15 protein-coding genes are annotated in these 20,395 nt (G+C 34.2%); 6 read left to right on the top strand and 9 right to left on the bottom strand.

The genetic code is table 11. The features are described from left to right. Positions 1 to 34: 34 nt before the first annotated feature. The gene (gene yajC, locus J3U14_RS05505) at positions 35 to 367 is read right to left on the bottom strand and encodes a preprotein translocase subunit YajC (RefSeq protein WP_065558440.1); all 333 of its coding nucleotides are present in this window, start codon (positions 365 to 367) and stop codon (positions 35 to 37) included. 515 nt (positions 368 to 882) lie between these two features. Between yajC and J3U14_RS05500 the strand changes: the two genes are divergently transcribed. Further along, the gene (locus J3U14_RS05500; protein ID WP_267351487.1) at positions 883 to 1,947 is read left to right on the top strand and encodes a tetratricopeptide repeat protein; all 1,065 of its coding nucleotides are present in this window, start codon (positions 883 to 885) and stop codon (positions 1,945 to 1,947) included. A gap of 34 nt (positions 1,948 to 1,981) precedes the next feature. On the opposite strand, the gene ppc is transcribed toward J3U14_RS05500, so the two are convergent. Further along, entirely contained in the window at positions 1,982 to 4,627 is a 2,646-nt protein-coding gene (gene ppc, locus J3U14_RS05495) for a phosphoenolpyruvate carboxylase (protein WP_267351485.1), read from the bottom strand. Positions 4,628 to 4,982: 355 nt separating this feature from the next. On the opposite strand from ppc, the gene J3U14_RS05490 reads away from it, so the two are divergent. The 5 genes from J3U14_RS05490 to J3U14_RS05470 are packed head-to-tail and all read left to right on the top strand — an operon-like array spanning position 4,983 to position 11,002. Continuing rightward, entirely contained in the window at positions 4,983 to 5,474 is a 492-nt protein-coding gene (locus J3U14_RS05490) for an NADH-quinone oxidoreductase subunit J (RefSeq protein WP_267351483.1), read from the top strand. A gap of 1 nt (position 5,475) precedes the next feature. Then, positions 5,476 to 5,778: an NADH-quinone oxidoreductase subunit NuoK gene (gene nuoK, locus J3U14_RS05485; RefSeq protein ID WP_267351481.1), complete on the top strand. Its 303-nt coding sequence runs from the start codon at positions 5,476 to 5,478 to the stop codon at positions 5,776 to 5,778. Then, positions 5,775 to 7,622 carry an NADH-quinone oxidoreductase subunit L gene (locus J3U14_RS05480; protein ID WP_267351479.1) on the top strand — a complete coding sequence of 616 codons (1,848 nt, stop codon included), beginning with the start codon at positions 5,775 to 5,777 and terminating at the stop codon, positions 7,620 to 7,622. Before nuoK ends, J3U14_RS05480 begins: the two co-directional genes overlap by 4 nt. A 17-nt stretch (positions 7,623 to 7,639) precedes the next feature. Beyond that, on the top strand, positions 7,640 to 9,187 hold the full coding sequence (locus tag J3U14_RS05475; RefSeq protein ID WP_267351477.1) for a complex I subunit 4 family protein: 1,548 nt from the start codon (positions 7,640 to 7,642) through the stop codon (positions 9,185 to 9,187). A 6-nt stretch (positions 9,188 to 9,193) separates the two neighbouring features. After that, a complete protein-coding gene (locus J3U14_RS05470; RefSeq protein WP_267351475.1) occupies positions 9,194 to 11,002 on the top strand; it encodes an NADH-quinone oxidoreductase subunit N in 1,809 nt (602 codons plus the stop codon). An 83-nt stretch (positions 11,003 to 11,085) separates the two neighbouring features. On the opposite strand, the gene J3U14_RS05465 is transcribed toward J3U14_RS05470, so the two are convergent. The 7 genes from J3U14_RS05465 to accD all read right to left on the bottom strand — a co-directional run bounded on the left by J3U14_RS05465 (position 11,086) and on the right by accD (position 20,199). Continuing rightward, positions 11,086 to 12,096, bottom strand: coding sequence for a hypothetical protein (locus tag J3U14_RS05465; protein ID WP_267351473.1), 1,011 nt, complete (start codon positions 12,094 to 12,096; stop codon positions 11,086 to 11,088). Between the two features lie 124 nt (positions 12,097 to 12,220). Further along, positions 12,221 to 14,917: an inverse autotransporter beta domain-containing protein gene (locus J3U14_RS05460; protein ID WP_267351471.1), complete on the bottom strand. Its 2,697-nt coding sequence runs from the start codon at positions 14,915 to 14,917 to the stop codon at positions 12,221 to 12,223. A 404-nt stretch (positions 14,918 to 15,321) separates the two neighbouring features. Then, positions 15,322 to 16,839 carry an amidophosphoribosyltransferase gene (purF, locus tag J3U14_RS05455; RefSeq protein WP_267351469.1) on the bottom strand — a complete coding sequence of 506 codons (1,518 nt, stop codon included), beginning with the start codon at positions 16,837 to 16,839 and terminating at the stop codon, positions 15,322 to 15,324. Positions 16,840 to 16,857: 18 nt separating this feature from the next. Further along, the gene (locus tag J3U14_RS05450) at positions 16,858 to 17,343 is read right to left on the bottom strand and encodes a CvpA family protein (protein ID WP_411597324.1); all 486 of its coding nucleotides are present in this window, start codon (positions 17,341 to 17,343) and stop codon (positions 16,858 to 16,860) included. A gap of 68 nt (positions 17,344 to 17,411) precedes the next feature. Next, complete coding sequence (locus J3U14_RS05445) at positions 17,412 to 18,005, bottom strand: SPOR domain-containing protein (protein WP_267351465.1); 594 nt, start codon at positions 18,003 to 18,005, stop codon at positions 17,412 to 17,414. Then, positions 17,986 to 19,290, bottom strand: a complete 1,305-nt coding sequence (gene folC / locus J3U14_RS05440; RefSeq protein ID WP_416380157.1) for a bifunctional tetrahydrofolate synthase/dihydrofolate synthase — start codon at positions 19,288 to 19,290, stop codon at positions 17,986 to 17,988. The genes J3U14_RS05445 and folC overlap by 20 nt, the downstream gene beginning before the upstream one ends. A 3-nt stretch (positions 19,291 to 19,293) precedes the next feature. Then, positions 19,294 to 20,199 carry an acetyl-CoA carboxylase, carboxyltransferase subunit beta gene (gene accD, locus J3U14_RS05435; RefSeq protein ID WP_267351462.1) on the bottom strand — a complete coding sequence of 302 codons (906 nt, stop codon included), beginning with the start codon at positions 20,197 to 20,199 and terminating at the stop codon, positions 19,294 to 19,296. Between the last annotated feature and the right edge of the window lie 196 nt (positions 20,200 to 20,395).

Genomic DNA, 20,395 nt, shown 5'->3' with positions numbered 1-20,395 from the left:
ATTAACACAATGAATTATCATAATAATATTGTTATTATAATGATTTCATTGTACCTTTTGGTAATACAGATGTAATAAAATCACGTTTGATTATTACTTCAGTTGAATCATTTAATTCTAATGCAATATAACCATTTTCGTTCACTTTAGAAACACGACCGATCAATCCACCATTGGTTAACACTTCATCACCTTTTGAAATGGATGACATTAATTCACGGTGTGCTTTAGCACGTTTTTGTTGTGGACGCATGATCATAAAATAGAAAAATAATCCAAAAACAACAAGCATGATCGGTAAAAAATAAGGATTGCTTTCAACGGCTTGTCCGTCAGCTGCGTACGCTTGATTAATAAAAAAGTCCATATTGATCCTCTGAATTCAAATTTATTTTATAAAGGTCGAAATTGTATCATAAAAAAAAGGTTAAATATGTACTATTTGTTGCCCCTATGCCTAAGAAAGCATAAAGATTAAAATATATTTAAATTATTCACTACTAAATATTTTAAATAGAATAAATAAGTTAATAAGGTAATTTATACCTAAAACAAAGTAATATTTGTCGATTTTTTAATTAAATATTATCAGAAAGTACTTGAATTCTTTATCCGATCAATAGAAACTAAACAGAAAGTTAACCCACCTTTTGTATGTTAGTAACCGTATTATGTACGTTTAAAAGTTATGTGATTTGATAACTAAATTTTTGAATTATAATATAATAGTATGATTTAATTGATTAATAATAAATTAATTTTGCTCAGAACTTAATTTTTTTATATAGAATCTATCGATTATATCTATCAAAAAACATATAAACTATTTATTTTTATCTTGTTAATATATACTTAATAACACTTTTATTATGAATAAAAACTATGAAGACATTTCAATTATTATTGGTATTAATGTTATCTTTTTCATTTAGTGTCAAAGCTAATGAAAATGGTGCATCAAAAGCTCCAGAACTAATAATGACTGATCCTAGCTCATTGATTCCTTCTTTAAAGCTTTCGGCAGAAAAAGGGGATGCACAAGCACAATACACTTTAGGTAATATTTATAAACAAGGTTTAGGCGGTATTGAAGTTAATCATGTTCGCGCGCTGTTTTGGTTTAAAAAAGCAGCTGACCAAGGATTAGCTAAGGCCCAAAATAATTTAGCATATATGTATCAAAATGGTTTAGGAACTAAGCGTAATTTATCGAAAGCATTTAAATATTTTAAATTGGCAGCGGATCAAAATTACAGTTTTGCACTTTATAATTTAGCTTTGATGTACAAAAATGGGGAAGGTGTCGCCAAAAATAACGATAGTGCTATTAACTATTTTATTTTAGCTGGTGATCAAGGCGTGTTTGATGCTTACCTAAATCTAGGCATTATGTACTTTTTTGGTGATGGTGTAGAAGAAGATCGTATGCAAGCAGCCGATTGGTTTAGTAAAGCAGCGAAATATAATGTGCCTGAAGCCTTATATTATCTAGGATTAATGTCGGAACACGGCGACGGTCTAACTCAAGATTATGTTGCTGCAACCTATTTTTATACGCAAGCGGCAGAATATGGTAATGTACTTGCAATGTATAATTTAGGCATTATTTATGCCACAGGTACAGGCACTAGACCTAATAACCAATTAGCAGCCCATTGGTTCTCTAAAGCAGCAGAAGCGGGTAATGCAGATGCACAATATAATATTGGCGTAATGTATGATGTCGGCGGTGGTGTTCCCAAAGATATTAAAAAAGCGATTGAATGGTATATTAAAGCCGCTGAACAAGGCAGTGCTGATGCTCAATACAATTTAGCCATTAAATATCTTGAAGGTGAAGGTATTAAGAAAAATAAAGATACGGCAATTTACTGGTTTACTAAAGCGAGTGAGCAAGGTGATCGAGATGCTAAAACGTATTTAGATGAACTTTTAGCAGATAAATAAAAAAGGGCGATTGCCCTTTTTTATTTTTATTAAGTTATCCAGAATTTCTCATTCCAGCAGCAATACCTGATATTGTGATCATTAATCCTTGTTCAACTATTGTATTTTCTTCATCATTACGTTGACGAGAACGATTTAATAGTTCTGCTTGTAATAAATTCAACGGTTCAATATAAATATTTCGTAAAGCAACGGATTGCGCAATCCAAGGTAGATCGGCCATTAAGCTATCATCGTCAGTAATGGTTAAAACGGTATTAATATCATCTGTTAATAAATTACGTAACTCTTCTCCTAATGGCCACATGCTAGCATCAACTAAACGTTGTTCATAATACTCATGAATTTTTGGTGCAGCTTTAGCGTATACCATTTCTAACATACCTAATCGTGCATTAAAGAAAGGCCAGTTGTGATACATATCTTTGAGCAAATCTTTTTTCCCCTCTTCAATCACTTTTTTTAAGGCACAGCCAGCACCAAGCCATGAAGGAACCATTAAGCGATTTTGTGTCCAAGCAAAGATCCATGGAATAGCTCTAAGACTTTCTATTCCGCCACCTGTTCGCCGTTTTTGAGGCCTTGAACCAAGAGGTAACCTTCCTAATTCTGCTTCGGGGGTGACCGTTCTAAAATAATCGACAAATTCTGCTTTTTCACGAACATAACGTCGATAGCACTGACATGAAATATCTGACATTTCATCCATGATATTGCGCCATGCTTGTTTCGGCTGTGGAGGAGGTAATAAATTTGCTTGAAGTATAGCTGAAGCATATAACATTAAGCTACTGAGCGCGACTTCCGGTAAACCAAGTTTAAACCGAATCATTTCACCTTGTTCAGTGACACGAAGCCCTCCTTTTAATGAACCAGGTGGCTGAGAAAGGAGTGCCGCATGTGCTGGCGCCCCACCACGCCCAATTGAACCGCCTCGCCCATGGAATAAAACAAGATTGATATTATATTTTTCAAATAAGGCGACTAATTCTTCTTGCGAACGATATTGTGCCCATGATGCCGCAAGGGTTCCTGCATCTTTAGCTGAATCCGAGTAACCTATCATGACCATCTGTTTACCTTGGATTTTTTGTCGATACCAAGGAATATCCAATAATTTTTGCATGACAATCTTCGCATTATTCAAATCTTCTAATGTTTCAAATAGCGGTGCCACGGGGATATTTTTTTCACAATCGACTATTTTTAAGAGCAAATATACCGCTAAAATATCCGAAGGTGCTTTTGCCATTGAGATAACATAAGAAGCAATCGACTCTTCACCAGCTTTTTTAATTACACGACAAGTGTCAAATACTTCTTTAACGATTTGACTAGGTTGCCAATGATAGGGTAATAATGGACGATTAGATTGAAGTTCGGTTAATAAAAATGCTTGTTTCTCTTCTTCAGACCATTGTGCATAACTTCCAAGATTAAGTTCTTTCGTTAATTCATCAAGTGCTTCAGTATGAACAGAACTATCTTGACGTATATCTAATTTGACTAACTGTAATCCAAAGCTTTTTATTCGACGTAATGTATCAAGTAAAGGTCCGTGAGCAATAGTTGACATCCCATTATCAATTAATGATTGGTAACAAATATAAAGTGGATCCCAAAGTTGGTTATTTTTAATTAAAATATCAGCTGGAGCTAGGACTTGTTCATTATTGAGTACTGATACTATGTAACTGTGCGTTTTAACTAAACGGGCTCGTAGCTGCTTCATCACCGCTCGATAAGGTTCTGATGCTGTTTTATTTGGCTCATCTAACAGATCAATAACAGATTGGTTACACTCTGTCATCGATAACTCTCGCACTAATATTTGAATATCTGCTAAAAATAATTCAATTGCTTTTAATTTAGCTTGTAACATGACTTTTTCTGTCACATCAGCTGTGACATTAGGATTACCATCACGGTCTCCCCCCATCCATGAGGTAAATTTTATTGGAACATGTTCAACAGATAGTTGTTGATTAAACGCATCAACGAGTTGATCATTAAATTCCCGTAAAAAGAGAGGAACACCTTGCCATAAACTGTCTTCTATAACAGAAAACCCCCATTTAGCTTCATCGAGAGGTGTAGGCCGTTTTTTACGTATTTCATCCGTATACCAGGCCTGACAAACTAGCTGTTTTAATCGGCGCATAATACGTTCAATTTCGTAATCAGCAAGATCATTATGATCCAATTGCGATAAGCAATTGTTTATTGCGGTATAGGTATTAATCATTGTACGACGATTAATTTCGGTTGGGTGAGCAGTCAATACTAATTCAATCGATAAATCGTTAATGGCTTGTGTGATAGTTTGCTCAGAAAAGTTCAATTTTTTTAGGGTAGTAAATAAGTCTGTCATTTTTTTTGGACTGCTCGCCGCTTCCCCGTGCGGCGAAATGCCATAATATTCTGCCGCAATATTCACTAAGTTTAAAAACTGGTTAAATGCTCGAGCAACATGTAATAAATCTTCATCATTGAGATGTTCTATTAATTTGAGTAACTCTTGATGAGATTGCTTATTTCCTTGTTGAGCCGATTTTGATAGCTTCCTTATTTTTTCGACTAAATCAAAAGTTTCGTTACCGGTCGCTCGTTTTATTGCATCGCCAAGGAGGGTACCTAACATATTAACATTACTTCGCATAGAGGAGTATTCACTGTTCATTTTAATCTCATTTTATGTATTTAAAAATTAGGGTTAAGCAACTTTAAGCTGTAAGGGCATGTTCACAATTTAAAGAAATAAGTATAAATAATGGTTAATTTGCTCAAGTTATATACTTTATATCAATGCTTAATTGAATTTAAATAATAAAATTTTATGGTTTTTATTTTTTTTTCTGTTTTAATTATATTGAAAATATAATGCACTTATCTTTAAATTCTTAGCTAATATTAAAAAATAACGTTCTATTTTTTATTAAATCACTGTTTTTCAATGAATAGCTCGCCTGTAATCTGTATCTTGCTTTAATTTGGGTATATACTAATAATATTGAGAATATATATTGGATTATTTAATGATCGCTGTTTTTTATATTGCGTCGATTATAGCTATTTTTGCTAGCATGAAAGTGATTAGTTGCTTACAAATAGATAAAGCTATTTCGTACCTTATTGTTTCGCTTTTTGCTTCAGCGTTGATATTGATTCTACTTAATACTTATTTATCAGCTGTGCTTTATATCGTGTTCTTTATTGGCGGAACAGTAACGCTTTTTTTATCCATTGCAAGTATACTTAAAATTCGTAAAGACAATGTAGAAAATGATAAACGTGGTATTAGCCCTAAAATATGGTTAGTCCCGCTAATGTTAGCTTTTGTTTTACTGGTCATCCTTATTTATGGAGTAGTAAGCACTGACTATTCACAGCTAAAAGAGCCACATGAATTAACCCATGAAATTTCAATACATGCCTATATTTTAATGGCAGAATTGGGAATATTTTTATTATTAGGTGCAGCGGTCATTGCTTATCATTTTATGCATCGTTTGTCGTCGGAGAGCTAATATGATTCCATTAATGCATAGCCTTATTTTAGCTTCTATCTTATTTGTCCTTGGTTTACTAGGCGTGATGATTCGGCGCAATCTCTATTTTTTGCTCCTTAGCCTAATCATAATGAATAACGGTGCCATTATTGCTTTAATTGCTGCAAGTAGCCACTGGCAACATACAGATGGGCAAGTACTGGCTATTTTAGCGATTGTAGCGGTACTTGCCGAAGTGTGCGTTGGACTTGCCCTTTTTAGAAAGCTAGTTTACCGAAAGAAAATTTTTAACATTGACTCATTAAGTGAAATGAAAGGATGAATTTACTCTATTTAACTATCATTGTTCCTTTGCTTTCTTTTTTAGCCCTTGTTAGCTTAGGAAGACAAATACGATCAATTAATATCATCATTATCGGCATTAGTACTATGCTGATTGTGGTATTAATTACCATATTTTCTTGTATTGATTTTGTTACTAACTCAGTCCCTGATATGTCATTAATTTATAGCAGACCATTATGGAATTGGTTTTCTATAGGGGATTTTGTTGTTCCCATTACTTTAACCTTAGATGGTTTGTCATTAACTTTTCTTGTGTTAATTGCTTTTTTGGGCATGCTTATCTATTTTTTTGCTGCGTATTATTTAACATCTCAAAAAGATATTTATACTTTTTATGCTTATAGCAATTTGTTAATAGCAAGTATGTTAACAATTATTTTAGTCGATAATCTGTTGGTCATGCTAATTGGTTGGGAAGGTGTTACATTAAGTATTTACTTACTTATTGGCATTTACTATAAACAAATCCGCAATGGTTTTGCAGCAGTTAAAGCGTTTGTAATCATGCATTTGACCGATGTTTTTTTACTCATCGGTGTATTTTTAATTTATCAAACGCTTCATACGTTAGATATTCGGAATATATTGACTCTCGCACATGCTAATTTAGCTATCGATTCAGATATCATCTATTGGATAACATTGATGCTATTGCTTGGTGCAATGAGTAAATCAGCGCTGTTTCCAATGCAATCCTGGTTTACTGAAAGCACCTTAGCACCCATGCCTGCAATGGCGTTAATGCAAAGTTCAACGGTAATCTTAGCGGGTGTTTATTTAATTTTAAGACTCAGCAATTTGTTTATGATGTCAAGCGATGTACTTTCTATCATGACAATAATTTCATCGCTAACAGTTTTATTTGCGAGTTCTATTGCTCTTGTACAATACGATATTAAACGTATAGTCACTTTCATAAACCTGACACAAATTAGTTATCTGTTTTATGCATTTTCAACTCAACATTGGAGTTTATCACTTAATTGTTTAATCAATTATACAATGACAAGTACGTTACTCATATTAGCCTCGGCAATACTTATCAAAAAATGCCAAGGTGAGCGTGATATAAGTAAAATTGGCGGTTTATATAAAAAATTCCCCGTTTTATTTATCATTTTTTTAGTCATTCTGTTATCGCTTAGTGCAATGCCTTGGATTTCAGCTGCCTTTTACATTAAAGGTGACATTATTTGGGGATTAATGGCTCAAGATAATCTGATGAATGGAACCATTGGTTTATTAGGTATTTTGCTCTCGAGTGTTAGTATATTACGTTTAATTTTTATGGTGTTTTATCATAAACCTAAAATTAAACAATTTGCAAAAACGAATTGGATGAGTTATTGCCCTATTTTCTTATTGTTAATATTTACCTCATCATTAGTTATCTATTTTCCGTTACCCATAAAAGGAATAATTCCAATTGCTGCATTAGATACTAATGTAAAATTGTCATTCCAGCTTCTTTTTGCTGCGGTAACGTTACTTAGTATTATCATCGCTTATACACTATTTGCTCATCCTAATAGTGAAGTGAAAGAAGTGTTAAACACGCCCATAGTAAAATTTTTTACACGACTGTGTAAAGCAGAATGGCGATTTGATTATTTACTCAATATTGTTTTTGTTAAGCCTTTCATCTTTTTAACCAGTAAGTTGAAAAAGGATCCATTAGCAACTTGGGACAATTGGGTTATGCTGGGTATAAAAAAAATCAATTCATATATTGTCGGCTTCGAAAATGGACATCTCAGATGGTATATGGTTTCAATTGTAATGGGTAGTATTATTATATTAATGTTACTTGTGTTTATTTAATAAAGGTGCAATCTTTCATGTTGTTATGGCTTATTTTCTTACCTGTGACAGGTGGATTTATCGGTTGGTTATGTCATCTTTTTTTACAACGAATGGTAGCATCTGTTGATGCGCAATCACGTTGGAATAAACTGCCAATTTGTATCGCATTCATGACGATTATCATCTCGCTAATATTGGTGATCAATTTTTGGCTGGATGCGCAAGCTATTATGGATCAAGGAAATAGTTGGGTAGAAGAAGTCAATTTTGAATGGATTCCGTTATTAGGTATTCGTTTTCACTTAATTTTAGATGGGCTATCTATCATTGTTATTACTTCAACACTCATTATTGTTTTATTCACTATCGCCTATTCAAGCAAAGAAAGCATTAATAATACTGGATTATATTATCTGTGTATTTTAGCAATGACATCAGCTGTCATGATGTTATTTACAGTTACGGATCTCTTTTTGTTATTCTTTTATTGGGAAGCTGTTGCGATTCCTATCTATTTTTTAATTTCTTTATGGGGAAGACGAGATTCCAATTCTCAGTTACGCTTTAATGGTGCAAGTAAATTTCTTATTTATACTCAAATCAGTAGTTTGTTAATGTTAATCTCGATTGTTTCATTAGCTCTCATTAATTGGAATTTAACGGGTCATTGGACTTTTGATTATCAAATCCTAACCAAAACGCCTATATCAAGTAAAACAGAATATTTATTAATGCTTGGATTCATGGCTGCCTTTATTGTGCGTATTCCTTTTGTTCCATTTCACAATTGGTTTATTGAAGCACATATCGAATCGTCAACAACCGGTTCAATGATGATTAGTGGTTTATTACTTAGTACTGCCACTTTTGGGTTATTGCGTTTTGTCATACCACTATTTCCTAATGCTTCTGCAACAATTGTACCTTTAATTTTAATACTTGCATTAATCACCGTTTTTTATTCTGCACTACTTGCATTTAATCAAACGGATATTAAAAAACTAATTGCTTATGTTCATATTGCATTGATGGGCTTTGTGACCGCTATCATATATAGTGGTTCATTAATCGCCTACCAAGGAGTGGTCATACAAATTATTGCGATTAACTTAGCGATTGTCGGTATGTTCATGATTAGTGGTTTATTAGTTGAATGTTATTCAACACGTAACATCAGTCAATTTACTGGATTGAAAGAGCGAGTCAAATATTTATCATCATTTACGTTATTTTTCATATTGGCCGTATTGGGTATACCTGGCACAGCTAACTTTATAGGAAATTACCTGATGTTACTTGGAAGTTTCACAACGTTTTCTTATTCTACAATTTTATTAGCATTAGGATTACTTATGCTATCTATTTCATTCATTATTCGTATGCAACCTATTTTTCATGGCGGTCACGATAATAATGAAACCATGAAAAAGTGTTTTCTTAATATCAAAGAGCTTTTATTGTTAAGTAGTTTATTGGCTGTTCTTATTTTTATCGGATTATATCCTAAAGTCATTTTAGATATGTCATATTCTGTCATGAATCAAACTCAACACTATATAACAACAGAGCGCATGGGAGAGTAATAAGATATGATAGCTTTATCACCTATTTATATATTAAGTCTTACTATTATTGCGCTAATGTTTGCATTATTTCGTTTCAAAGTAAGTACAAAATGCTGCGCTATTTTATCTTTATGTGGTTTGATATTCGCATTAATTTGCGCTTCTGTCATGGGATATAAAATTTCAGCCAATGATCAGAAAATTTCAGATATCAGCAGCGATAATATGCAAATATTTATCTCTTCTTTGCCACTGACTTCTCCTGATTTTCAGAATGCAAAATTGTTAGCAGTGGATGCCGCACCAACTCAACCAGATCCACAAACTAATCAGACTGAAGCACTGAGTGACAATAATAATGATGCAGGCGTAGAATCAGCGACTCAAGTCCGCCAACCTCAGTTAGACGAATCCAATTCGGAACAGACTATAACATCTGAAACACCGAAAAATGAAGACATTGCGGATAACCAAGAAAAAAATCAATCCCATTCAGATATTAAACAACCGAATAATGTAAATAATTGGAACTCCCAAGAAATTACAGTACTTTTCACCTGTGATGGCTATGGTTTACTTTATACCAGTTTGATTTTATTAATTTCAATTATCGTCAGTTGCTTAGCATATCGTTGGTTTAAGCAAGAACAAAAGTCTCATGGATTATTTTATATAATATTACTTTTCATGGCATTAGGTGGAGTGACCTTAGTCTACGCCAGCCATTTAATCGCTTTCTTTATTGGTATTGAGTTGCTTTCCATTCCTTTTGTGGGTTTAATAGGATATCAATATATTCAAACCCACTCCCTTGAAGCAGCAATTAAATATATGATTTTATCCGCCGTTGCAAGTGCTTTTTTGCTAATGGGTATTGTTTTTTATTATGCATCCACTGGTGAATTAACGTTCAGTGGTTTAAGTTATCAGTTATCCACTATGACCTACCCAAGCACACTGTTATTAATGGGGGTCTGTTTAATGCTTGTAGGTGTCGGTTTTAAATTATCACTTGTTCCTTTCCAACTTTGGTTACCCGATGTTTATCAAGGTGCACCAACGGTTGTCGCACTTCTTTTATCCACAGTGGGTAAAGTTGCGATATTTTGCGCTATCGCAAGACTATTTTTATTAGCTCCTATTGTAAACAATGAAACCATCCGAATTATTTTAGTTGTGATGGCATTTTGTTCTATTTTATGGGGTAATTTATTTGCTTTTATGCAAAGTAATTTAAAACGTCTTCTTGCATATTCCTCAATCGCACATTTTGGTTATTTATTAATTGCATTAATTGCTGTGCAATATCAAGTTTTGGCCTTAGAAACAATCGGCGTTTATTTGATAGGTTATATTCTTGCAAATATTACTGTTCTGGGCGTAATTAGTTTAGAATCTCACTCAAATGAGCTTCAAGATCATGAAAATGAGCTAGATTTGTCTGGATTATTTTGGCGACGCCCTATCCTTGCATTATCTATGGGAATAGGCTTGCTTTCATTAGCTGGCGCACCTTTAACTCTCGGTTTTATTAGTCGATTTTTATTAGTCCTATTAGGTGTCACCGCTGAACTATGGTGGTTAATGGCAGCAGTTGTAGTCGGTAGTGCGCTAGGCCTATATTTTTATGCTCGTTTAGTGATCAACCTTTATATCAAACCAACTTGTCGAGAAGATCAATTTATCAATAATTCAGTAGTAAGTTTTAAATGGCATAAAATTGGAATGAGTGAGTTACTCATCACCCTTTCTGCTTTACTTATTATGATTTGCGGAGTCTATCCTAAATGGGTATTTAACTTAGTGAGTATGGCACAATACTTAACGGCTTAAACTAATTTGAAAAGATGTTCAAACTAATTTATTTATAAAAAAACCACTCGTTTGAGTGGTTTTTTATCTGTCTTAAATAAGCATTATTTTGCGGTTGCGGTAACTTTGAGTTTATAACCTTGAGCACCTGCTTTGTAGGTCGTACTGTACATTGAATCGTTGTTAAGTTGACCTAATGTTATATTTTGATTTTGTGCTAACGAATCTGTTGTCGCTCCAACACCGGCATAAGTACCGTCTAACTCCCAAGTAAAGTTGTAATTTGCAGATAAGTCAGCTTCACCACTATCTAAAGCACCATTGCCATTAGAATCTAACCATACCACAGCTCGATATTTTCCGCCTTGTTTAGGTACGAAAGTACTACCCGCTATACTATAGTTATCATTTGAATCAGCAGCTAAAATGTAGACCCTCATGTCATCAGATTCAATTGGTCCACTTGTAATTTTATTCGGATCTTTTTGTTCACCTGGACCATCATTAGGGTTACTACCTATTTCGTCTTTATTCGGGCCATTAGTATCATCAGTAGGGGCTTTACTTGGATCCGTCGGATCTAATGTATCCACTTGTCCTGGTGCTTGCGTACTCCAAATATCAGCAACTTTTAACCATTTATTTGTATAAGGTAAACCAAACTCAGTTTTTTCTAATACTTTGAAACCAATTCGTGTTGCACCAGCAAACTCATTTGTAATTTTAAACGTGATTTTACCATTACTGAACTTAATATCTGAGTCAGCTAAACTGGCTTCTTTCCATTCACCAGACGCACTTTTATAAAATGCTTTAAACGTTTCTTTTACTACTTTACCTGAAGGATCGCTGTCACCATCTTCATCATGTAAAGTATACTCGATAACGACATAATCATTAACTTTTGCAGCTCGACCACCCACGGTATTGTTACCATCAGCATCAGAGGATACTGACACTGTTAAACTGTGATCTTGACCGCCAAGACTTTTAATTACAGGTGCATTACCCACTATATATTTAGCACTCACACCGCTAAGTGCATATGCGTTACTTGCTGCACATCCAGCGATTAACAGACCTAAAGCAATATTTTTTATCATTAAACTTTTCATGTTTAACTTCCTATTTTTCATTTATTAATTATTGTATATCAAAAATAATATACACCGTTTTGTATTTAACTTTTAGATAACCCTTATAAATTGGTTATCTAAAACACTTTTTTAATTAACCATTCTATTTAACAAATACTTGTAATCTAAACCCTTGATCACCTGCACATGCTGAAGGCGTTGCGTTTATTGGATCAAGATTTAACTCTTGTGGAGCATCAGCATTAGCGATAATGCTCGAACCAGAAGTTGCATAACTACCTGTTTTTATACTTCTAATTTTATAATGTGCGTTATATCCCATTGCGACATTAAACCAAGGCCCATTTGGTTTGTTGCTTGCATCAGGTAATGCTGCTGTTGCCACTCCATTAGGACATGCAACCGCATTAGACCCCACAAGAGACCAAATCACATATGGACTATTCATTTCAGTGACACCATCTGCTGCATATGCTTTGACATAATATTCATTATCAACTTTCCACTCTTTTGAACCATTAGGATCAAACTCTAATAAGTTTCCAGCTTGAGTCGCAACCAATACCCCATCACTTCGATAAACTTTAATTAATCCAGCTTGACCACCAGCAAAATCTATGGATACTTTATTGAACGATGCACCAAATTGATCTATCGAAGTGGAAAATTCAACCACCCCTTCAATATTAGAAGCGACATCTAATGCATAACTATCACCAATTGCATCCATGCCTCCAGCAGTAGCTGCCTTAGCAGAAATTTTTTGACCCATTTTGATTTTTTCAAAGGATTTCACAATGACACAAGGTTCTTGTTTAGGACAAGACGTTACTTGACCCGAAGTACCATCAATTAAGGTGATTTTTTTGCCATTACTTGTTGCTGTCCAGCCTTTAAGTACAGAATCAAATGAGTCTGGAATTCGGTTCATGAGTTGTTCATCACTAAAACCAACTGCATCCTCTATTGTCGAAATTGTTCCATTTGGTACCTTCGGCTTTACAAGGCTGGCAATCAATGTTATAGCACTGAGACCATCGGCTGAATTAGAAGCCATTGTGGTTTTATTGCCGTTACGATCAACAGCCCAAAGACCAATCTTACGCATGACAGGATCGGGGATAACTTCAAATGACACTTGATTTGATGTTGCTGAACGACCTTTTTTATCGGTAACGGAAACAGATAAGGTATATTTACCATTAGATTGAATTGGATGACGTTTACCATTTTCATCAACATAACTTGGTGCAACAATTTTCCAATTTTGAGTATCTGCTTTTGGTGTAGCCCATGATGAAGATGTACAAATACCTGTTGTATAACAAAGGAATCCACCATTTGCATCAATTTCAAACATATCACCATTCCATTTTACACCGCTTAATCCTTTCGCATTATAAACAGCGATACTGACATCGTAACTTTGTCCTTCAACGAGTTGTAAAGATTCAAGTCCTAAATCAACACTTAATTTTTTCTCTTTATATTCAAGAACGATATAGTTGTTACGATCAACTAAGTCATAACGACTACCAGCTAATGAACGTGCTGCTTGAACCATATCGGGATCTAACTGATCTTTTAAAGGAACCCCCATACGATAATTCATCGTCAATGAAGCAGAAGTGGCTTTTTGATTATTTTGTCCTCGCTTATGTTCCGCTTTGAGGGTAAAAAGTGGCACAGGTGTGTAATCAATACTTGCTGTCACTGCTCTAGGATTTTTTTGTAGGTTATCTTTACCAAATAATGCCACTTTATCACCAAAGTATTGTTCATACATTAATGAACCACCTAAATGAGGGTACTGTGGTAAATAACCTTGAAAACGAACATCAAAACCTTTTGCAGCACGTTCTAAATAATCATCAAAATCACGAGATTGTTTCCAATTTGATAATGGATGATAATAGTTAGCTGCAAGTTTCATGTAGTCACTCCAAGCCTCAACACCTAAACCTAAACGATTGTGTGAACGTTGAAAGTCATGATCCAAAAATACGTTATAGCCTAATAACCATTTTTTATCTGCAAAGTCCCAACGTTGACCAATACCAATATTTCCAATACGTCGTTTATGTTCATATTCTTGAAATGATATTTGACTAAATATCAAGGTATTTTCTGTATCATACCAAGGACTAAATAGTTTAACGTTGACGTTACTAAATTGTCCTTTATCACTAACGTCAAAAGATAATTGAGCCGTACCAAAACGCCCTAAGAAGTCTTGGGCAGCGGTACGAAGTGGATCAACAACATGATTTTTCACACTACTGCGTAAATAATCCTCTGCGTAATCCTTACCTCGATTGGCCAATTGACTTGATAAGCCACCATTTTCAGATGATAATAGTTGTTTCCAATCTTGTGTTGCTAATGTCTGTAAAGCATAAGCAACATGAGTTGCAAGCTTATCTTTATCTGCCTGTACATCATAATTTTCATCTGATCCTAAATCCGGTAAATTTGTATATTTGTTTTGTTTAGTATCTTCAGCTTTACTTGTACTGATGGCAGGTAGTAGTGGGGAGTTTTCAGGAAGCACGAGAAGCTCACCTTCTTCAATCACATCCTTTTTATCAAAGCGCCCATTGTTCATTTTGCGTAGTTGGTCAACATTTATACCACTTATTAATGCTATTTGGTAAAGGCTAGCCTTTTTATTGTTAACCATTTCTCGAACTTTAATACCATTTTCAAGTTCAATAACTTTACTGTTGTCTACAGCAACAGTAGAAGTGCCTTGTTTCGAATCCAATGCCATAGCTGTCTGGCAATTTAATGCCAGAACAACTAAGGTTGAAACAATTTTTAAATTAAGATTTGTTTTCATCTTAATCATTCCTCATATTTCACTTTATTGATAATATATGTATCAAAAACACGTTTTATTCAGCTTTTTGATAAAAAAGCTTCTTTGTTTAGAATAAAAAAGCGATAACATTTTTATTGTCTTTAAAATTCTTTACAAAAAATTACTTTTTTTAAGATTATATTACAAAGAAGTCATTGTTCAATAACTTTTTTAAAATATTTGTAAAGATTTGATGAAAATATCTTCAGAATATGAGGAGAGATAGATTAAAATAAAACGTGGGATTTATTTATCAATTTGATAATATTAATAATACATTAGTTCTCTTTATCTAATACTAAATAAAGCAGATAAAAAAGATAGAAATATTAGAATATTAGTATCTTTTTTTATAAAAATGTCATTTTCAGCAAGAATACTAATTATTGTTCTTCATTATATATTTCAAGATTTTCTGATTCCTTACTATTAAAAGCTTTTTGATTTTGAATTCTTGTTTGTTCTAATTGAAGCAAATAGCTTTCATCAATACCGTCTGTAATATATTGCCCATCAAACACTGAACACTCGAAATGATGAATCTTAGGGTTCTCTTCACGGATTGAGTCGATTAAGTCAGATAGATCCTGAAAAATAAGTCTATCTGCACCAATATCTTTAGCAATTTGCTCGACTGTGCGATTATAAGCGATAAGCTCACTGGCTGTTGGCATGTCAATTCCATATACATTAGGATGCCTAATCTCTGGCGCAGCCGAAGCTAAATAAACTTTTTTAGCGCCAACAGAGCGAACCATTTCCAAAATTTTTTCCGAAGTTGTACCTCGAACAATAGAGTCATCGACAAGAAGGACATTCTTTCCTTCAAATTCAATGCGATTAGCATTAAGTTTACGTCTTACAGAAAGTTTGCGTGTAGCTTGACCTGGCATAATAAATGTTCGTCCAACATAACGATTTTTGACAAAGCCCTGCCGATAGGGTTTATTTAAAATTCTAGCAATCTCAAGCGCAGCATCGCAAGATGTTTCAGGAATTGGAATCACAACATCAATATCAACATCTTTCCATTCTCGTGCTATTTTTTTACCTAATTTTTGTCCCATCAATATACGTGATTGATAAACCGATACCCCATTCATGAACGAATCGGGTCGTGCAAAATAAACGTATTCAAAGATACATGGATAATATTGGGGATTGTCTGAACATTGTTGTGAATAAAATTGCCCATCTTGTGTAATGTAAATCGCTTCGCCGGGTTCGACATCACGTATAAATTCGAAATCAAGTATATCTAAAGCAACACTTTCAGAAGCAACCATATACTCCACTTTTTGATTATTTAAAATGCGTTTACCAATAACTAAAGGACGAATGCCATAGGGATCACGAAATGCAACCAATCCATGCCCAATAATCATTGCGACACAAGCGTAAGCGCCTTTAATAATATTATGTACATGACGTATAGCGGTAAAAATATTATCTGCAGAAAGGGGATAAGTTGGAAATTTGTCTAATTCACTGGCGAAAATATTAAGTAGCACTTCTGAATCAGAATTAGTGTTAATATGGCGTCTTGCTAATTCAAATACTTTATTTCGTAATTCGTTAGCATTGGTTAAGTTACCATTATGTGCAAGTGCTATGCCATAAGGCGAATTAACGTAGAAGGGTTGAGCTTCTGAAGGACTTGAACTTCCTGCTGTAGGATACCGTACATGTCCAATTCCTAATGTACCTTGCAAACGTTGCATATGATGTTCTTGAAAAACATCTTTAACTAAACCATTTGCTTTACGTAAACGAAAGCAGTTTTGTTCATCAATGGTTACAATACCCGCAGCATCTTGACCTCGATGCTGCAATACAGTCAATGCATCATAGATAGATTGGTTAACTGTGCTACATCCTAAAATACCAACAACACCACACATACAATGATTACCTCAAAATTACTGCACTAAAAATGAAGACGAATGTTGTATAAAATCAAAAAACCAACGAATAATAACATGAAAATGAGGAATAAGTTGTGATTCTTTCCAGTATTGCGATTGCGAGAAGGGAGTGAAAGTATCAATAAAAAAGAGAACAGCTGCAACCACTAATATTCCACGTAATGCACCAAAGCAGATGCCTAATACTCGATCTGTCCCGGATAAACCTGTTTTTTGGACTAATAAGCCAATAACATAAGAAATAAATGAGCAAACGAGTAATGTCGCTAAGAAAAGGATAGCTATTGCGACAGAAGTACGGATCAATTCGCTATCAAAATAGGTTAAATACTGAGTAATATAAGCATAAAATCGGCTCGCAATGAAAAATGCCAGCACCCAACTAATCAGAGATAATGCTTCTCGAACAAAGCCCCGTATTATACTGACCATGGCGGAAAAAATTATTACGCCAATAATAGTAAAATCAATCCAATTCATCATAGTAACTCACAATTAATTATTTATAGGAGATATTATTTATTACTTTTATTTTTGAACAAATTTTTTTAATTAGTAATAATAATGCTTTTTTGTTTTGTTAAATTATTAAGATTATCGATTACTTGTTCTGCTTGCTCCCTTTTAGCATAAGGCCCAACTTGTAATTTTATTAATTGGTTAGGTTCTGGCTTTTTAGGAATAACTTTAACGTTATAATTGTTTAATCGTAATAACGCAACAAGTTCTTCAATCTTTTGCTTGTTTCTTAATGCCGCTATCTGAATCATATATAATTTTGAATCTTGCGTAGTTGTGACCGTTTGATCTGTCGTTATCGGTTCATTGACATCTTCTGCATTGATTTCAGGTGAGATTAATGAACTTGGATTTTGGTCTGTGTCTAGTGCATAAGGAAAATTGGCAACCTCACTTGAGTTATTTTGTGTAAAGCTGTCATCAGGGGTATGTTCGACAGATTGAAACTGCTGATTCACTATGTTCGGTTGTAAAATAGGCGTAGTCGATGTTGTTGTATTCGATTTATCGGTGATGATCCATGGTGCTATCAAAGCTAAAATAAGTAATAAAGTGGCAAAACCAACAAGTCGATTTCTCATTCTATTTTGATTATTTGAAGCGTTATTTTTGTCTTTCGTCATGATTAATTTCACTTAATTCATATTGCTCTAAAACTTCAGCTACCGTATGAAATGAACCACATACGACGATAATATCACTATCTTTGGCATCTTGCATTGCTTTTTGATAAGCATCCGCCACATGATCAAATGTTAAAACAGTGGTTTCTTCTTTATCAAGCAAGTATTGCTTTAATACTTCAGCTTTGCAACCTCGCTCACCATAGAGTGTCGCGCAATACCATACATCGCCTTGTAAAATGGATAATGTACTTTTTATATCTTTATCTTTCAACATGCCAATAACAAATCTTATTTTACCTGTTTTGGATTGTTTAGCTTTTAATTGAGCTAATTGTTTAATTAAATAAGTTGCAGCATGTGGGTTATGAGCAACATCAATAATAACCAATGGTGAATATTGTAGCGTCTGAAATCTGCCAACTAAGCTTGCTTGTTTTAATCCTTTAACGATATCGTCTTGGGTAATATTTAAAGAAGAATAACTTAATGCTGCAATTGCTGTCGCAGCATTAGCTAACGGAACATTGGCTATCGGTAAATGATGATAATTTGCCAAGGGGGATTCAAAAGACCATTGATTATCATTAATTTGTTGATAAGACCAATCGCTATTTACCGTATAGATAGGACAGTTAACTGATTCTGCCACCAATGGAATGGTGACAGGAACATTTTGCTCACCAACAACAGCAATGCTTTTCGATTTAAAAATACCGGCTTTTTCACGCCCAATACTTTCTCGAGTATTTCCAAGATAATCTACATGATCAATGTCTATTGTTGTGATAACAGCAATATCTGCATCAACAATGTTGGTTGCATCCAGTCGTCCACCTAACCCAACTTCCAACACAACTACATCTAATTTTGCTTTTTTAAACTGATAAAGTGCTGCAAGTGTTGCATATTCAAAATAAGTTAAAGAAATATCACCACGAACTTTTTCAATTTCTACAAATGCGTTAACCGTTTCTTGGGCTGTTGACTCTTGATTATTAATTCTTACCCGCTCTGTGAAACGTAATAAATGAGGAGAGCTATATACGCCAACTTTTCGTTTTGAAGCGAGTAAAATCATTTCCAATGTTCGGCAAGTTGTACCTTTGCCATTAGTTCCTGCAACCGTAATAACATAGGGAGCGGGTTGCAAAATATTTAAACGCTGAGCAATGATTTTTACTCGCTCTAATTCCATATCAATAGTAGTAGGATGCAGTTGCTCTAAATAACAAAGCCATGTCTTTAAGTCAGACATGGCATTAGGTTTTTCATTTTGCATGATCAATTAAACTGTCTCATCAATTGTCATTTCATCGTTATTCACATCATTAAATGGATCGGGAAGTTTCATTAATTTTGCAATTAGGCTGGCAATTTTAGGTCTCATTTCTTTACGATGAATGATCATATCAATTGCGCCTTTTTCCAGTAAAAACTCACTTCGTTGGAATCCTTCTGGTAAAGTTTCCCGTACAGTTTGTTGAATAACGCGTGGGCCTGCAAAACCAATTAATGCTTTGGGTTCGGCAATGTTAATATCACCTAGCATCGCTAAACTAGCTGAAACCCCACCCATAGTCGGATCGGTCATGACAGAAATATAAGGTAAACCTTCATCTTGCATTTTAGCAAGTATTGCACTGGTTTTAGCCATTTGCATCAATGAATAAAGTGCTTCTTGCATTCTTGCACCGCCACTTGTTGAAAAACAAATTAACGGGCATTTATCGGCTATCGCTTGTTCAGCAGCACGGGTAAATAAAGCCCCAACAACTGATGACATAGATCCACCAATGAAAGCGAATTCAAAACAGGCAACCACAACAGGAATACCAAGTAATGTTCCTTTCATGACAACCATAGCTTCTTTTTCGCGTGTCTCTTTTTGAGCCGCAGTTAAACGGTCTTTGTATTTTTTAGTATCTTTGAATTTTAAAATATCTTTTGGCGCAAGATCAGTTCCAATTTCTACATCTGAATCCTCATCTAAAAAATGGTATAACCTGACGCGCGCAGGGATATGCATATGGTGATCACACTTAGGACAAACCTCTAAATTACGATCTAATTCAGCTTGGTAAATGACTTGTTCACAGTTACTGCATTTTGTCCAAACGCCACCGGGTATATTCGCTTTTTTATGATCTGATGATATATTATTTTTACTTAAAATCTTTTCAATCCAGCTCATTATGATTCTCTCATTGTGCTATACTCTAGAAAATATCGGGCTATTGTATAATACTTTGTGCTAATTCTTAATAGTTGTTTTAAATTTATCTTATTTGTTAACCATGTTTGTAAAAAATATTCTTTTACCAAACAATCGTATTTTTTCATTTTAACGCTGATTTTAATATCCAACCAACTGAATATTTTAGATTAAA

Source organism: Gilliamella sp. B3801 (assembly GCF_026536645.1).
In the GTDB taxonomy this organism is placed as follows: domain Bacteria; phylum Pseudomonadota; class Gammaproteobacteria; order Enterobacterales; family Orbaceae; genus Gilliamella; species Gilliamella apicola_I.
Note: the sequence above shows the minus strand (reverse complement) of the source record. Positions and strands in the feature narration are given on the sequence as shown.

What these genes read in the sequence shown, in the direction of transcription:
- J3U14_RS05460 (WP_267351471.1), bottom strand. Translation starts at nt 14,917, where the DNA reads ATGAAAACAAATCTTAATTTAAAAATTGTTTCAACCTTAGTTGTTCTG.
- ppc (WP_267351485.1), bottom strand. Translation starts at nt 4,627, where the DNA reads ATGAACAGTGAATACTCCTCTATGCGAAGTAATGTTAATATGTTAGGT.
- accD (WP_267351462.1), bottom strand. Translation starts at nt 20,199, where the DNA reads ATGAGCTGGATTGAAAAGATTTTAAGTAAAAATAATATATCATCAGAT.
- yajC (WP_065558440.1), bottom strand. Translation starts at nt 367, where the DNA reads ATGGACTTTTTTATTAATCAAGCGTACGCAGCTGACGGACAAGCCGTT.
- J3U14_RS05450 (WP_411597324.1), bottom strand. Translation starts at nt 17,343, where the DNA reads ATGAATTGGATTGATTTTACTATTATTGGCGTAATAATTTTTTCCGCC.
- J3U14_RS05445 (WP_267351465.1), bottom strand. Translation starts at nt 18,005, where the DNA reads ATGACGAAAGACAAAAATAACGCTTCAAATAATCAAAATAGAATGAGA.
- J3U14_RS05475 (WP_267351477.1), top strand. Translation starts at nt 7,640, where the DNA reads ATGTTGTTATGGCTTATTTTCTTACCTGTGACAGGTGGATTTATCGGT.
- J3U14_RS05470 (WP_267351475.1), top strand. Translation starts at nt 9,194, where the DNA reads ATGATAGCTTTATCACCTATTTATATATTAAGTCTTACTATTATTGCG.
- nuoK (WP_267351481.1), top strand. Translation starts at nt 5,476, where the DNA reads ATGATTCCATTAATGCATAGCCTTATTTTAGCTTCTATCTTATTTGTC.
- J3U14_RS05480 (WP_267351479.1), top strand. Translation starts at nt 5,775, where the DNA reads ATGAATTTACTCTATTTAACTATCATTGTTCCTTTGCTTTCTTTTTTA.
- purF (WP_267351469.1), bottom strand. Translation starts at nt 16,839, where the DNA reads ATGTGTGGTGTTGTTGGTATTTTAGGATGTAGCACAGTTAACCAATCT.
- J3U14_RS05490 (WP_267351483.1), top strand. Translation starts at nt 4,983, where the DNA reads ATGATCGCTGTTTTTTATATTGCGTCGATTATAGCTATTTTTGCTAGC.
- J3U14_RS05500 (WP_267351487.1), top strand. Translation starts at nt 883, where the DNA reads ATGAAGACATTTCAATTATTATTGGTATTAATGTTATCTTTTTCATTT.
- J3U14_RS05465 (WP_267351473.1), bottom strand. Translation starts at nt 12,096, where the DNA reads ATGAAAAGTTTAATGATAAAAAATATTGCTTTAGGTCTGTTAATCGCT.